This is a genomic window from Thalassospira lucentensis MCCC 1A00383 = DSM 14000, assembly GCF_000421265.1.
GTDB lineage: Bacteria > Pseudomonadota > Alphaproteobacteria > Rhodospirillales > Thalassospiraceae > Thalassospira > Thalassospira lucentensis.
On sequence record NZ_ATWN01000012.1, the window covers coordinates 105804 to 121051 of the forward strand.

General features: G+C 55.0%; 14 protein-coding genes. 10 read left to right on the forward strand and 4 right to left on the reverse strand.

Going from position 1 to position 15248, the window contains the following annotated elements; translation table 11 throughout:
* Nucleotides 1–108: 108 nt before the first annotated feature.
* From K355_RS0120870 to K355_RS0120880, 3 genes are all read left to right on the forward strand, one after another.
* Nucleotides 109–855, forward strand: a complete 747-nt coding sequence (locus K355_RS0120870; protein ID WP_022734115.1) for an SDR family oxidoreductase — start codon at nucleotides 109–111, stop codon at nucleotides 853–855.
* A gap of 114 nt (nucleotides 856–969) precedes the next feature.
* Nucleotides 970–1236, forward strand: coding sequence for an Atu4866 domain-containing protein (locus K355_RS0120875; RefSeq protein WP_245562987.1), 267 nt, complete (start codon nucleotides 970–972; stop codon nucleotides 1234–1236).
* A 236-nt stretch (nucleotides 1237–1472) separates the two neighbouring features.
* The gene (locus K355_RS0120880; RefSeq protein WP_022734117.1) at nucleotides 1473–3074 is read left to right on the forward strand and encodes an OpgD/OpgG family glucan biosynthesis protein; all 1602 of its coding nucleotides are present in this window, start codon (nucleotides 1473–1475) and stop codon (nucleotides 3072–3074) included.
* Between the two features lie 79 nt (nucleotides 3075–3153).
* Here K355_RS0120880 and K355_RS0120885 read toward each other — a convergent pair whose 3' ends face one another.
* Nucleotides 3154–3786 (reverse strand): class I SAM-dependent methyltransferase, encoded by a 633-nt coding sequence (locus tag K355_RS0120885; protein WP_022734118.1) that lies wholly within the window; start codon nucleotides 3784–3786, stop codon nucleotides 3154–3156.
* A 154-nt stretch (nucleotides 3787–3940) separates the two neighbouring features.
* On the opposite strand from K355_RS0120885, the gene K355_RS0120890 reads away from it, so the two are divergent.
* On the forward strand, nucleotides 3941–4414 hold the full coding sequence (locus K355_RS0120890; RefSeq protein WP_022734119.1) for an RrF2 family transcriptional regulator: 474 nt from the start codon (nucleotides 3941–3943) through the stop codon (nucleotides 4412–4414).
* A 16-nt stretch (nucleotides 4415–4430) separates the two neighbouring features.
* On the opposite strand, the gene K355_RS0120895 is transcribed toward K355_RS0120890, so the two are convergent.
* Nucleotides 4431–4883, reverse strand: a complete 453-nt coding sequence (locus K355_RS0120895) for a nucleoside deaminase (protein ID WP_022734120.1) — start codon at nucleotides 4881–4883, stop codon at nucleotides 4431–4433.
* Between the two features lie 318 nt (nucleotides 4884–5201).
* Between K355_RS0120895 and K355_RS0120900 the strand changes: the two genes are divergently transcribed.
* The 6 genes from K355_RS0120900 to K355_RS24635 all read left to right on the forward strand — a co-directional run bounded on the left by K355_RS0120900 (nucleotide 5202) and on the right by K355_RS24635 (nucleotide 11898).
* Entirely contained in the window at nucleotides 5202–5924 is a 723-nt protein-coding gene (locus K355_RS0120900; protein WP_028791828.1) for a gamma-glutamyl-gamma-aminobutyrate hydrolase family protein, read from the forward strand.
* Nucleotides 5921–7753 carry a pseudouridine synthase gene (locus K355_RS26235; protein WP_022734122.1) on the forward strand — a complete coding sequence of 611 codons (1833 nt, stop codon included), beginning with the start codon at nucleotides 5921–5923 and terminating at the stop codon, nucleotides 7751–7753. The genes K355_RS0120900 and K355_RS26235 overlap by 4 nt, the downstream gene beginning before the upstream one ends.
* A gap of 6 nt (nucleotides 7754–7759) precedes the next feature.
* Nucleotides 7760–8329, forward strand: a complete 570-nt coding sequence (gene rsmD, locus K355_RS0120910) for a 16S rRNA (guanine(966)-N(2))-methyltransferase RsmD (RefSeq protein WP_022734123.1) — start codon at nucleotides 7760–7762, stop codon at nucleotides 8327–8329.
* Nucleotides 8330–8428: 99 nt separating this feature from the next.
* Nucleotides 8429–9010, forward strand: a complete 582-nt coding sequence (locus K355_RS0120915; protein ID WP_022734124.1) for a helix-turn-helix domain-containing protein — start codon at nucleotides 8429–8431, stop codon at nucleotides 9008–9010.
* Nucleotides 9011–9169: 159 nt separating this feature from the next.
* Nucleotides 9170–10336, forward strand: a complete 1167-nt coding sequence (locus K355_RS0120920; RefSeq protein ID WP_022734125.1) for an MFS transporter — start codon at nucleotides 9170–9172, stop codon at nucleotides 10334–10336.
* 104 nt (nucleotides 10337–10440) lie between these two features.
* On the forward strand, nucleotides 10441–11898 hold the full coding sequence (locus tag K355_RS24635; protein WP_022734126.1) for a serine hydrolase domain-containing protein: 1458 nt from the start codon (nucleotides 10441–10443) through the stop codon (nucleotides 11896–11898).
* A gap of 8 nt (nucleotides 11899–11906) precedes the next feature.
* Here the strand turns inward: K355_RS24635 and chrA are convergent, their stop codons facing one another.
* Together chrA and K355_RS0120935 are read right to left on the reverse strand one after the other, a co-directional pair.
* A complete protein-coding gene (gene chrA / locus K355_RS0120930; protein ID WP_081649579.1) occupies nucleotides 11907–13196 on the reverse strand; it encodes a chromate efflux transporter in 1290 nt (429 codons plus the stop codon).
* Nucleotides 13197–13383: 187 nt separating this feature from the next.
* Nucleotides 13384–14853: an AMP nucleosidase gene (locus tag K355_RS0120935; RefSeq protein ID WP_022734128.1), complete on the reverse strand. Its 1470-nt coding sequence runs from the start codon at nucleotides 14851–14853 to the stop codon at nucleotides 13384–13386.
* Nucleotides 14854–15248: the final 395 nt, after the last annotated feature.

Below are 15248 nucleotides of genomic sequence, written 5' to 3' on the forward strand. Positions count from 1 at the left end.
CTCAAACCGGATTTGGAGGATTAGGCAGTCGATGTCGAGTTCTGTGTATTCATCAAACGCATCGAAAACGACACAGTAAGGCCATGACACAAACACACGGAGGATGTCATGTCGAACCCAATCAATCACGTCGAAAACAAAACCGTTATCATCACCGGTGCCAGCAGCGGCATCGGCGAAGCCACCGCCAAACTTCTGGCCAGCCGTGGTGCAAACGTCGTTCTGGGTGCGCGCCGCACCGAACGACTTGACCAACTTGCCTCCGAAATCGAAGCATCGGGTGGCAAAGCAATGGCGCGCGCGGTCGATGTCACCAACGGCGAAAGTGTCGAAGCACTTGTCTATCATGCAAAGAACATGTTTGGCCGTGTAGATGCGATCTTTAACAATGCTGGTGTCATGCCGCTTTCCCATATGGCGGAACTTAAAACCGACGAATGGGACAATATGATCAATGTCAATATTCGCGGCGTTTTGAATGGCATTGCCGCCGTCCTTCCGATCTTTAAGGAACAGGGCATCGGGCATGTAATCAATACCGCATCTATTGCCGCCCATGTCGTCGCACCAAGTGCCGCCGTTTACTGTGCGACCAAATATGCCGTTTGGGCCATTTCCGAAGGACTGCGTCAGGAAAGCGAAAATGTTCGCGTGACGATAATTTCACCGGGCGTGGTCGAAACCGAACTTGGCCATGACATCACGGATGAAACCGGCAAGGAAATGCTAAAGCAGTTCCGTCAAATTGCCCTTTCCCCGGATGCCATTGCACGTGCTGTTCTTTACGCGCTTGATCAACCCGCAGATGTCGACGTCAACGAAGTCATCGTCCGTCCAACCGCGTCGGCATTCTAACTAATTCGAACCAAGACGCAGGCTTCCATCATGAGACGTCACGTTTTCTTATCACGTTTGATACTCCTGCTGATGGTGTTCGCACCATCAGCAGCCTTCCCGCAGGAGACAGAGATGAAAACAGCATTACAAACGTCACCGCATCCTTATGTTGGCATGTGGGTCACCGAGGATGGGTATATCCGCCAGGAGTTGCGTTCTGACGGTCGCTATGACGAGGCACGCGGAACACAACAATCGGCCTATCAGGGCGATTATCAAATTTCGGGAAACTACGTCACCTATCAGGATGACACCGGTTTTACCGCCGATGGATATTTTGAAAATGATGTGCTGTATCACGGCGGCATGGTGATGTTTCGCCAAGATCAAACCAACTGATCCCAGCACGCACCCCGCAACCGCCCGGCAACTGTCGTCACGTTTATTTCAAGTATCGCAACTCCACCAAGATCAATATCGCCCGGCGGTATCGATCTTTCTTATGAAATGTCGTTCCTGCGGAGGGTCATGCATAAGATGCAGTGATTACGACCTTGAATTTGCCATCATTTGTCCCGATTACCTCCACACTGTCAGGTATTATTCCGGCATATTCGATAAACGGGACTTGGTGAATGACAACTTCTTTGGAACGCAGACGTTTTTTAAAATCCGTGGCCGCGGCAGGTGTCATCCTGCCGGGCATGTCGATGTTTGGTGCGGCAATGGCCGCGAACGATACGCTTGAGCTTGGCGAAGCGCGGAACTTTGATTTTGACGCACTGATCAATCGGGCGCAGACGATGGCAACAAAGGACTATGTTGCCCCCATCGCACCCGACCCCGAGATTGTCGGTAAGATCGATTACGACACCCACGGAAAGCTGCATTACAAACGCGACCATTCGCCGTTTGCCGATGGATCGGGCACCTATCCGCTGACCTTCTTCCATCTGGGTATGTATTTTGCCAAGCCGGTACACATGTACCTGCTTGAAGACGGGGCGGCGCGTGAAGTTGTCTATCGTCCGGATTACTTTGACATGCCCGAAGACAGCATCGCGCGCAAACTGTCCGACAACAGCGGCTTTGCCGGTTTCCGCCTGCATGAAAACCTTGAACGCGATGACTGGAAAACCCAGGATTGGGCGGCATTTCTTGGTGCATCCTATTTCCGCGCCATCGGCGATGAAGGCCAGTATGGCCTGTCCGCACGTGGCATCACGGTCAATACCGCCACATCCGTCCCCGAAGAGTTCCCCGATTTTCGCGAATTTTACATCGAACCTGCCAAATCGGCCGAAGACCCGGTAACGATCTATGCCCTGCTCGATGGGCCCAGCATTACGGGTGCCTATAAATTCCTGCTCTATCGTGGCAAAGGGGTCACGATGGACATCGAAAAGCACCTGTTTATCCGTAAAGACATCGAACGTCTTGGCATTGCGCCGTTGACCAGCATGTTCTGGTATTCAGAACAGAACAAGTCATTCCGGTTTGACTGGCGTCCGGAAGTCCATGATTCTGACGGTTTGGAGCTTTGGACCGGCAGTGGTGAACGTATCTGGCGACAGCTCAATAACCCCGAAGTCATCCGCGCTTCCGCCTTTGGCGATCACACGCCACGTGGTTTTGGTTTGATGCAGCGCGACCGTGAGGTCAGCCATTATCTTGATGGGGTGCGCTATCACCGCCGTCCCAGCCTGTGGGTTGAACCGCTTGAAGACTGGAACAAGGGGGCTGTTCAGCTGATTGAAATTCCGACAGATGACGAAATCCACGACAATATTGCGTCATTCTGGGTCCCCGAAGAACCCGCCAAGGCGGGCAACAGTTATCAGTTCAAATATCGTTTGTACTGGCAGGCCGAAAACCCGTTCCCGATGGAAAAACTCGCCAAGGTCAGCGCAACCCGCATGGGACGCGGCGGCGAACCGGGCACCACCCGCCCGAAAGACGAGATCAAGTTTTCCGTCGAGTTTGAAGGCGATATTCTGGGCTCCCTTGAATACGGCGAGTTCCCGGAAGTCATCGTTTCGACGTCGCGTGGCGAGATTGTGCGCACCAAGATCGAACCGATCATGGATACCCGGATTTGGCGGGCGGCGTTCGACCTTAAGGCCACCGGTACTGACCCGGTTGATTTGCGCATGTATCTGAAACTTGATGATGCACCGTTAAGCGAAACCTGGATGTTCCAGCATCTGCCGGGACTTACCAACCAGAAGCAAGGCTAAATCAGGTTTCACAACAGACCGAAATACGGCGGACCGGCATCATGACGATGCCGGTCCGTTTGCATTTAAGGTTTGCCAGTTAACCTTTGCGCTCAAGGGCGATGACCGTATCGATCACCATGCCTTCTTCGCCGTTCGGGCCCTTTGCAAAACGTTCAAGATTATCGACGCAAATCTGCGTCCACTCCCGCAGATCAAGGCTCAGGTTTTCGAGCGCCTCTTTTGGTTTTGGGTAGCATTTATCGGGCTTTTCCCATGACCCTGATGGCACCGACCCATGCGACGTCGCCAACAGTAATCCCCCCGGCGCGACGAGACGCGATGCGCGATTGATGATCGAATTGCGCGCAAACACCACCGGGGATTCAAGAAACTGTGCGGTCACCAACGCGAAGCTTCCCGTTGGAAAGTCGGTCATAAGATCTCGTTGATCAAAAGTGATCTTTTCCAAAACGCCGTTGCGCACCGCATTGGCGCGCGCATAGCCCATCGCGGTTGCGGAAATATCAATCGCGGTCACAGCCCAACCATTTTTCGCCAGCCAGACCGCGTCGTCCCCCTTGCCACATCCAAGTTCCAGCGCAGCACCAGAAGTCCGGTCAGTTACGAATTTCTCCAGCACCGCCGTTGGCCGACCGCTGCTTTCGGACGTGGCCTTTTCATAATGCTGTTCCCAAAACTCTGTCGGGTCCATTTTCGGATCAATGTTCATGTCATGCCTCGGCTCAAGTGACAGTGTGGTTTGATAAACGAATCATGTATCATTACAAGTTACATGATTCGACGCACCTGTCAATTTCATGTATCTTTGGTTGTTTCATGTGTTAAAGATCAGACAGGATCGACAAACCAACAGGAGCCCTTTGATGCGTCAAGACAACCGCATGCCCCGCGTGCTGCATGCTCTTTTGCACCTTGACCAGATGACGGGTCCGGCAACATCCGATCTGCTTGCCGGGATGCTCAACACCAATGCGGCTGTTGTCCGGCGTACCATGGCCGGATTGCGCGATCAGGGGTTTGTCACCTCGACCAAGGGGCATGGCGGGGGCTGGGTTTTGGCCAAACCCCTGTCTGAGATCACACTGGCCGGGATTTATGACGCGCTTGGCGCGCCCAAACTTTTTGCGCTGGGCTGTGGCAACGAAGAATCGCACTGTTTGATGGAACAGGCCGCCAATGCGGCCACCGCCGAAGCGCTGCGCGTCGCATCAGAAACATTTCTAAGCGCGCTTTCGGCAATTACAATGGCCGATCTTGCCCGTGATTATGAAACCCGGATGAAAGAACTTGGCTTAAATCCGGATGACTACCGGTTTGATGCCAGCAAAATCCCCTAAGCCCGTATGCCGCTCATCAGCGCAGGCTACCAAAGAAATCCTTCAGCAACTTACCGGCTTCAATCTCGCCAATGCCGCCATACACTTCCGGACGGTGGTGGCATGATGAGCTTTCAAACACGCGTGGCCCGTGGTCAACACCACCGCCTTTCGGGTCATAAGCGCCGAAATAAACCCGGCGCAGACGGGCAAAGGAAATGGCCGTGGCACACATCGGGCAGGGTTCAAGCGTGACATACAAATCGCAATTGGGAAGCCTTGGTTCGCCCTTGGCCCCGGCTGCCGCGCGAATGACAAGGATTTCGGCATGCGCAGTCGGATCGTTGAGTTCCTCGGTCAGGTTGCCTGCACGTGCAAGAACCTCGCCCGTATCGGCATCGACCAGAACCGCCCCCACCGGCACCTCACCGCGACGGGCGGCGGCACGGGCTTCTTCAAGGGCCATATCCATAAAGCTGTCTGCGCTCATGATTTTTCCATCCCGATCACGCACTGCACGGAGCAAGCGGCACAACTTGCCAAAGCGGCGTTTGTTTTTACTTGATGTTAGGGCCCGTTTAGGGTCTGAACCCAATAGGGTTATGCCCTCGCCATATGACAGTGCAATCTCGCACTGGATCGGTCAAGACATCATCATTGGATGGTCCTTTGGATGATGCCAGTTTGGCCTTTGCACACAACGCATAGAGCATCGGCGTGAATTGCCGTTGCCCTTAGGCGGTTGCAAGGGTAGTTTCCGCCAAGAATTATTCGCCTTAGCATGACCACAAGCAAAGTTGCACCCGACATGACCACGCGCAAGCCGATCATTGGTATTACACTCGATTCCGAAGAACCGGGCGGTTATTCGAAATTCCCGTGGTATGCGCTGCGTGAAAACTATGCTGGTGCGGTGGCGCAAGCGGGCGGCATTCCGATGCCGCTGCCCCATGAGCTTGACCTTGTGCCTGATCTGCTTGACCTGATTGACGGGCTGGTGGTGACCGGCGGGGCGTTTGATGTTTCGCCGTCCCTGTTTGGTGCAGAAGAAGTCCATGATACGGTTGTCACCAAAGATCGCCGCACCAAGTTTGAATGGGCGATGGCCGAAGGTGCGCTTAAACGCGACATGCCTGTTCTGGGGATTTGCGGCGGCCAGCAATTGCTTAACGTGATCCTTGGCGGGTCGCTGATCCAGCACATTCCTGATAGTGTCAAAAACGCGCTGGCGCATGAACAGCCCAATCCGCGTGATGAAGCAGGCCACGATGTTACGGTTGAACCGGGCACATTGCTTGCGAAAATTGTTGGTGACGTCAAAACGCTTTCGGTCAATTCCGCCCACCATCAGGCGGTTGATGGGGTTGGCCCGGATGTGATCATTAACTCGGTCGCGCCTGACGGCGTGATCGAAGGCATTGAACATCCGAAATACCGTTATTGTCTCGGGGTCCAGTGGCATCCCGAATTTCATATCAGTTCGGGCGATGCGAAAATTTTCGACGCCCTGATTTCCGAGGCCCGCACATGAGCGACAAGACCCCGACACCCGGCGAAAACAAACCCGAACGCATTGCCAAACGCATTGCGCGGTCGGGCGTATGTTCACGCCGCGATGCTGAACGCATGATCGACGAAGGTCTGGTCAAACTGAATGGCAAGGTGCTTGATAGCCCCGCCGTCACCGTGACCGACGAAGACGAGATTTACGTCAACGGTAAACCCTTGCCGGAAAAAGAAAAACCGCGTCTTTGGCGTCTGTTTAAAAAACGCGGACTGGTCACCAGCCACCGCGATGAACAGGGCCGCGATACGGTATTTGAACATCTGCCAAGCTATGTGCCGCGTGTCATTTCAGTCGGACGGCTTGATTTGAACTCCGAAGGGTTGTTGTTGCTGACCAATGACGGCGAATTGGCCCGTTATCTGGAACTACCTGCAACCGGCTGGGCGCGCCGCTATCGTGTACGTGTGCATGGCCGCATTGAAGAATCAAAGCTTAAACAGCTTGAAGAAGGTGTCACCGTTGATAGTGTGCACTACGGATCGATCCATGCCGAGGTTGATGTTCAAAAAGATTCCAACGCCTGGATGACGGTGACCTTGCGCGAAGGCAAGAACCGCGAAATCCGACGCGTGATGGAACATCTTGGCTGGCCCGTCACCCGTTTGATGCGCGTGTCCTATGGTCCGTTCCAATTGGGCAGCCTTGCCCCGGGTGATTGCGAAGAAATCACCGGCAAGGTGATGAAAGAACAGCTCGCTGCGTTCTTTAAGGGCGATTATAGCAAGGTTTCTGAAAAGAAATCCGTGGCACGTGGCGGCACATCGCGCCCCAAAGCACCGCGCACTGTTTTTGGCCAACCCGCACAGCGTAAACGCCAGCAAGGCGGTCCGGGCCAAAACCCGAACGCCAATGCCAATGGCACCGATGACGAGCAGCGCGATAGCCGTGCAGGCCGTCCAAGCCTTGGCCGTCCGGGGGCGGGTCGCTCCTATGGACGCCCCTCGGATCGTTCCGAAGGTGACCGCAACCAGGCGGATCGTGATGGCGGCAATGACCGTCGTGGCAATGACGCCCCTCGTGGTGGTTCTTCGCATGATGATAAGCGCAGTGCTTCGTCGCGCTCGGAAAAGCCGCGTATCGGCGCAGCCCCACGTCCAGGTGGCCGCGGGAAACCGGCGGCCAGCAACGCCCGTCCGGAACGCGACGACCGTGATGATCGTAATGATCGCAGTTCGGGCCGTCCGACCGACAAGGGACGCGGACGGTATGCGTCGGGTGGGACGTCAGGTTCTGACAAACCCGGTCGTGGCAGATTTGCTGGTTCCGATGCCAGAGATGGTCGTGGCCGTGACGATACCAGAGACGGACGTGGACGTGATGGCGGTCGAGACGGTGGGAGAAATAGTGGCCGAGATGGCTTTGGACGCGATGGCGCCAGAGACTCTGGTGGCAGAGACTCTGGTGGCAGAGACGGTGGAAACCGCGATAGCGGTGCGCGCGGCACAGGACCACGCGACAGTACCGGGGGACGGGGCAGCAATGCCCGTGATGGCGGGCGTGACAGTGCGGGACGCGACAGTGGCCGACGCGACGCTGGAAACCGTGATGGGGGTTCACGCGGAACCGGTGCACGTGGCACTGGCCCACGGGGCAACACTGCCCGTGATGGTGGGCGCGATAATGGACGTGGCGGTTCTCGTGATAGTGCCCGTGACAGCGGCCGGCGCGATGGTGCCGGGTTCGCGGGCGGTCGCGGCAAGCCGAGTGGCAAACCAGCCGGTCGTTCAGGCAATAGCACAAGCACCCCGGGCCGCAAGCCCGCAGGCAACCGCCCACGCGGCAAGAAGGACTAATCGAACATGCGGATTGTAGGTGGCAGTCATCGCGGTCGGGCTCTGACCCCGCCAGCAGGACGTGAAACACGCCCGACCCTTGATCGTGTACGCGAAGCACTTTTTAGCATCCTGTCGCATGCATCGCGCTGGTATGAGGATGACTTCCATCCGCTGTTTGATGGCGTTATCCTTGATGCCTATGCCGGATCGGGGGCCTTGGGCCTTGAAGCGATTTCACGCGGGGCAAGCAAGGCGGTTTTGTTTGATACCGATCGCGGTGCTCTGGCGGTGATCGAAGAAAACATCACCAACTTGAAGCTTGGCGATCAGGCACGCGTCCAACGTGCCGATGCTACCAAGCCACCACGCGCATCTGCCCCCGCCAGCATGGTTTTCCTTGATCCACCCTATGGCAAGCAATTGCTTGAAACCAGCATTACTGCCCTTGCTGCTGCGGGCTGGATTGACGGCAACACATTGATCATTGCCGAACGTGACCCACGCGATCCGGAAATCACGCTGGACGGGTTTGAACTGTGCGACAGCCGCAAATACGGAAAATGCCAGATCGATATCGGTCGATTTTCGGCCTGACCTAATATCCTTTGCGTAAAGCAGGCCGTCACATCTGCCTGCTGCAAAAACCCGTGATCTGTGGTAGCGTTTTGACGTTAAACGATATGGTTAGGCGCAATGAAACCCTTGCTCCAAACAGCACCGGACGCTGAATTTGGCCGTCGCCTGCGCCATTGGCGTCGCGAAAGCGACATCAAGCAGGCACGTCTTGCCGATATTCTGGGTGTCACGCAGGCAACCGTTTCGCGCTGGGAAAAGGGTATGCAACGTCCCGCCCCGGTGCAGCTTGACCTGATTGATCAGATGATGACGCGCAAGCGCAATTTACGACTGGATCAGGCAATCAAACGGCTTGTGATTCATTCGAACCAGCGCGTGCACTTGATCGAAGACCGATCCCACCGGTTGCTCTGTGCCTCACAGGCCCGCGAACATGAATGGCAACGTGATTGTTCCGATCTGCTGGGCACATCACTTTGGCGGTTTGCCACGCCGGAAATTGCAGTTGCGGAAAAAAGCCTGCATGACCTTGGCTGGCACGAAGATCAAACCGACCACCTGACATTTGAAACATCGCGGCGCGACGGCGCACCGATGCGCATTGTCGATAGCTACATCCTTTGGGAACGGTTCTTCCTGTCAGACGGGACGGCGGTGCGGCTGACAACCGGGTTTGATCACGCGCCTCACACCATCTAACGCATTTTGCTGTAACCACGCATATTTCATTCGTGGATATTCAAGGCGGTTTTCAGGTACATCTGAAATCCGCCTTTTGCATGTTTGCCAAGATTTAAAAGCACCGGCAAAACTGCACAGCAAACCAAAAATAAAAGACATCAAACGGACACCCTCCACATGCCACCGATCTTTGCAATTTCGATCCTGTATGGACTTGGACTGACAGCCTCAATGCAGGTTGGCTTGATCGGCCCTATTGCACCAGATCTGCGCGCGGGTTTTGGATTAAGTCAGGCAGAGTTTGGCCTTGTGGCATCGCTGATTACCGCTGCCGGTGCGCTGACCGCCATTCCAACAGGTGTTTGGGCCGCCCGCGCCGGATTGCGTAAATCGCTTGTTCTGGGCTGTTTGATGATGATCCTTGGCGCAACCATTTTTGCCACGGCCGATGTCGCCGTCATGCTGTATGTCGGGCGGGTTGTTACCAGCATCGGGTATCTTTTGATCGTGGTCGGCGCACCAAGCTGGATGGCCGGATTTGATAATCCAAAAATTGTTGCCATGGCCATGAGCATCTGGGGCACGTTTATTCCGGTCGGCATTGCCATGGGCAACTGGGTCAGTGCGGCAGTGCTGGTTTGGCTTGACTGGCGGCTGGCGGTGGTGGCCTGCACGGTTCCGGTTGTGATCCTGTTACCATTGCTTGCCGTTATGACGCCCCCCACAACAAGCACACCACGTAAATCGCTTCTGGTCGGGGTCATCGGGGTTTTAAAATCACGTGCGGCCTTACGCGTCGCTCTGACATTTTCCGCTTTTGCCGGGGCGACCTCCGCCGCCCTTGCCTTCATGCCCGCAATGCTGGCCGATAATCTTGATATCGGCATCGCACCCGCCGCCGGAATTATTGGCACCACAGCCATTGTCGGCAATATCATCGGCAGCGTCGGGGCTGGCATGGCATTGGGCCGAAATATTGCCGGACGTCGGATTTTGATGCTGTTTTTACCCATAATGGCAGTTGCGATTTCCACCCTTTTTGTCAGCACGCATATGCCACTGAGCCTCACCGCACTGATCATTTTCAACATCGGTCAGGGGGCGGTTGCGGGCACATGCTTTGCCCTTTTGCCTGGCATTGCCAAAGGTGGGCTTTCGATGCCCGCCCTTCAGGGGATGCTTGCCCAATTCGCCGAGATTTTTGTCGTGATTGTCCCACCTGTTGCTGGCGCGATGATCGATCGGAGCGGATGGTCCGGGGCAGCGGGGGTTCTTGGCGCGCTTTACTTTGCCGGTTTCCTGATTTCAATGGGAAAATCGGCAAAGAAACGCAGTGCAACATAAGGCGACCTATACGATACGATGACTTGACCTGTCCATCGAAGCAGGCGACTCTCATGCTCTGAAGCAGTCGGGAGTACTGCGAAGCTCGTAACAGGGAAAACGGAATGAAACTGATCAAGGCCATCTTTATCGGCACGATATTGCTTGGCCTTATGGTTGTTTCCTGCTTTTTCATCTGGCTTGCCCCGATCGGTGCCGGTTACAGCGCAAAGATCATGTGTTCGGCCATTTTTGTAAACGGGCTGCCATCCAGCCGGGCGCAGGCCGAAGATGTTCTGGCCGATAACAACCCCCTATTGTCATTGATTACGACCAATGTTGATCTGCGCAACCAGACTGTTAGCGCACATGCCTTTGGTTTTCGCAAACGCTGGGCGGTGTATCGCCCGCATCTGGGCTGCGTTCTGGCCAATGATGCGGACCAGATCACCCGTTTACGCAATAGCACCCCGCTTATCAGCCCCATCACGGCAAGGCCGCTTTTAACCGGACCATTGCCGATTGATGTTGAACGCCGCGCGCTTACCGGCCTTTTGTTTGACGCGATGGATGAACCCGGCCCGAAACCGACACGCCGAACCCGCGCCCTTGTCATTTTGCATCAAGGCAAGGTAATTGCAGAACGTTATGACGACGGGATTTCGGCCAACACGCCCCTTCCCGGCTGGTCGATGACCAAAAGCGTGTTTAATGCGCTGCTTGGTCGGATGCAGTTCGAAGGCATGATTGGCGACATGACCGACCCGGTCCTGATCAATGAATGGCACGCAGAAGCCGGTGACCCACGCGCGACCATCACCTATAACAACTTACTGCATATGAGCAGCGGTCTCGAATTTGATGAAAGCTATGCCAACCCGTTATCAGACGTTGTGCAGATGCTGTTTATCGAACCGGCCGCCGCCGGGTTTGCCGTGTCCCAACCACTTGCCAATCCGCCCGGGGAGGTCTTTTCCTATAACTCCGGAACAACCAACATTCTATCGGCCGCAATCCGCAATCTTAGCGGATCGCGCGAAACATACCAGAAACGTCCGGCAGAACTTCTGTTCCGTCCGCTTGGCATTGACAATGCCGTGATTGAAACCGATCAGGATGGCTACTTCATCGCATCCAGCTTCATGCATGCCACCGCGCGCGATTGGGCGAAAATCGGCCAGTTGTTCCTGCAAGACGGTGTGTGGGAAGGCGCACGTCTTTTACCCAAAGGATGGGTAGATTATTCCACTACCCCGGCACCAGCCGCGGGTAATGGAAATTACGGCGCGCATTGGTGGCTTGATCTACCGGGCGGCACTGATAACCGCCCTGGTGCACCGCAGGTACCCGATGATGCCTTTTTCGCGCTTGGGCATGATGGACAATCCATCAGCGTCATTCCGTCAAAAGAACTGGTTGTTGTTCGTTTGGGCCTGACGCGCAACCGCGATGCTTTTGATTTGCGCCAGTTCATCGCCAACCTGAGCCAACTTTTCCCAACGGTTGACCCAAACGCCATCAAGCTGCCAGACAGCGAGGCTCGGGGTGAGGGTCAAGAGCAAACCGAAAAACCTGCTGAATAAACGCCGACTTAGATCAAACCAACGACATATCCCAGCAATGCCCCCAACCCGACCAAGGCCCACACCGGCATGACCCGCCATTGCAGGATGGCAAAGGCCACGGCGACGCAGACGATATCGAAAGCATCATGAATGGCCCCGGTCCAGATCGGATCATATAAAACCGCCGCCAGCAAGCCGACCACAGCCGCATTAACGCCCAGCAACCCTGCCCGCATGCTTTGCACATGTCGTACACGATCCCAGAACGGCAAGATGCCAATCACCAGCAACCATGCAGGCAAGAAAATCGCGATGAGTGTGATCAAAGCCGTAACCGAACTGATCAACCACGTGCCCGATCCCTCACCCGCATGAAGCACAGCCCCAAGATAAGCGGCAAAGGTAAAAATCGGACCAGGCACGGCCTGTGTTGCGCCGTACCCGGCAAGGAAGGCTTCCTGATTGACCCAACCGGGATCAACCACGGCAGCCTCAAGCAAGGGCAAAACAACATGCCCACCGCCAAACACCAATGCGCCGCTGCGGTAAAACCCATCAATGACGGCAAACAGCCCGCTGTGATCAAAATGGGCGACAATCGGCAGTCCTGCGAGCAACACAAAGAACAGGCCAAGCGCAAAAACCGCCCCCTTGGTGGAATGCGATGTTGGCGCATCGTAGCTCTCGGGCTCGGTTACAGTACGTAGCAGAATAAATCCGGCAATCATCCCGCCGATAATCACGCCAAATTGCGCCAACACTGTATCGCTGACAATCATCACACCGGCCGCAACCACCGCAATGGTGGCGCGTGGCACGTCCGGACACAGATTTCGCGCCATCCCGACAAGCGCATGGGCAACAACGCCAACCGCCACCAATTTCAGTCCTCGAATGACGTTATCAATCGCTGCCAGATCAAAATGCACAAATGTTATGCCAAGGACCGCCAAGACAATCGCCGACGGCATGGTAAAGCCAAGCCACGCCATAAGGGAGCCACGCACCCCGCCAAGCGCCATGCCAATCCCCATCCCGACCTGTGAGCTGGCCGGTCCGGGGACGAACTGGCACAAAGCCACCAGATCGGCATAGCGCGCATCACTTAGCCAGCGACGGCGATGAACGAACTCTTCACGGAAATAGCTGATGTGGGCGACCGGCCCGCCAAAACTGGTCAGGCCAAGACGCAAAAAGATCAGGAAAACCTGCCAAAGTGTGACCCCTTCGGATGGCAGGACACCTGCACCGGCGTCGTATGCCCCGCCCTTATCCTGATCGGTTTTTGCCGTATCATTTGGTGTCTTTTGTGACATTCCCGGTCGCGTCCCCTGATCGTACGACACATGACATATGCTGCCAGACCATATCCAATGGCACCAAAGGCGGAAAGCCAAAAGCCGACCATTTGGCAATCGTCATCAAACCATAACAAAACCCCTGCCACCCGGTTTTACCCGAACGACAGGGGTTTGATGTTTAAATCGGAACGTCTTATCCGTCTTACCGGAAGGCCGGCTCGTCCAACGACCGCAATTTACGCGAATGAAGCTGATTGACGTCCTGGCGCAGTGTATCGATCGTATCAAGCCCAACCTGAAGGTGCTGGCCGATACGCTGACGGTAGAACGTGTTCGCCATGCCCGGCAGTTTCAATTCACCGTGCACCGGTTTGTCCGACACACACAACAACGTTCCATACGGAACGCGAAAACGGAAACCGTTGGCGGCAATGGTCGCACTTTCCATATCGACCGCAATTGCACGCGACTGGTTAAGACGGACAAACAGTTCGCTATAACGCAGCTCCCAGTTCCGGTTATCGGTTGTGGCAACCGTCCCGGTCCGCATGCGTGCCTTCATCTCGCGGCCTTTAAGACCTGTGATTTTGGTCACCGAATTTGCCAGTGCGACTTGCACCTCGGCAATTGGCGGCACGGGAACCCACAATGGCAGATCGGAATCAAGCACATGATCATCGCGAACATACCCGTGTGCAAGAACGTAATCCCCCAAAAGTTGACTACGGCGCAATCCAGCACAATGGCCGAGCATCAACCAGCAATGTGGCCTCAGGACCGCGATATGGTCCGTGGCCGTTTTGGCATTCGACGGCCCAACGCCGATGTTGACCAGCGTCACGCCCAACCCGTCTTCGCGGATCAGATGGTAGGATGGCATCTGAGGCAGCTGCGCTGCCGCATCACCGCTTTCTTTCCACTTTTTGGGGGCGTTTTTACTAACATGGACCTTCGGCCCCGGCTCGACAAAGGCGATATAGGGACTTTCAGGATCATCAAGCTGTTCTTTGGCAAACTCGATGAACTCGTCGACATAGCGCTGATAGTTGGTAAACAGCACGAACTTTTGAAAATGTTCCGGTGCGGTTGCCGTGTAATGGCGCAGACGCGCCAGCGAATAGTCAACCCGTTCGCCCGAAAACAGCGACAACGGCTTTGGCCCGGCAGTCACCCCATAATGAACACCGTTTGAGATGTCATCATCGGTCCGCGCCAGATCAGGCATATCAAAGACCATCTGCAACTGCCGGATATCGGTCGGCCCGATGCTATCCGTTGCGGTTTCGACCAAAAATGGCAATGGGATCGGACGATCCGACACACCGACAACAACCGGAACGTCATGATTTTTCAGCAGAAGCTCAATCTGCTGGCGGTAATATTCTTCAAACACATCCGGACGGGTAAGCGTCGTGCCATAAACACCGGGGTCGCGGGGGGCGCCAAAAGACAATGTGCTTTCGACATGCAGCTTTTCTGGCGGCACTTCAATTCCCAGATACGGATAGTATGCCCGCACAGGTGAAGATTGCTTACCTTCGCCGAAAAGATCAAAGGCCTCTTGGACAGCTTTGGCACCGTTCGCATAGATGTCCTTTATGCGCTCAAGTGCCTTTTGGGCGTCGGTGAATTCAAACAGTTCTCTTACAGACCCGTGAACTTCTGAAACCATAATGGATGCTCCTTTTTTGTTATTGTTGTTTGGTCCTGTTGTTTTGCGTCTACATGACTTTATTCAAGTGACAGCAAATAACAACAGCCCTTGGAGCGAGAGATTTATCACCGCCCGCCCGTCACCTGACAACCAAAAACTTTTGGGGTTTCCTCAATCAGCAAGCGAAATCGCATTCATGCCATAACATGCATATTTCGCTTTCGCCCGGTTTGGTGTCAGTTTCAGCAGGTTATGGCTTATATATCGGGATTATTTTCAAGAATTCCAAATGACAGTTTCGACGCGCTGATCATAACAGCATCAAAAACACTGGGACGCTTGTGTCGTCATCACCTGTACAAAACTGGAATGCAGATAAAAAAAGGGCCGAAACCGGGGGACGGTTTCGGCAA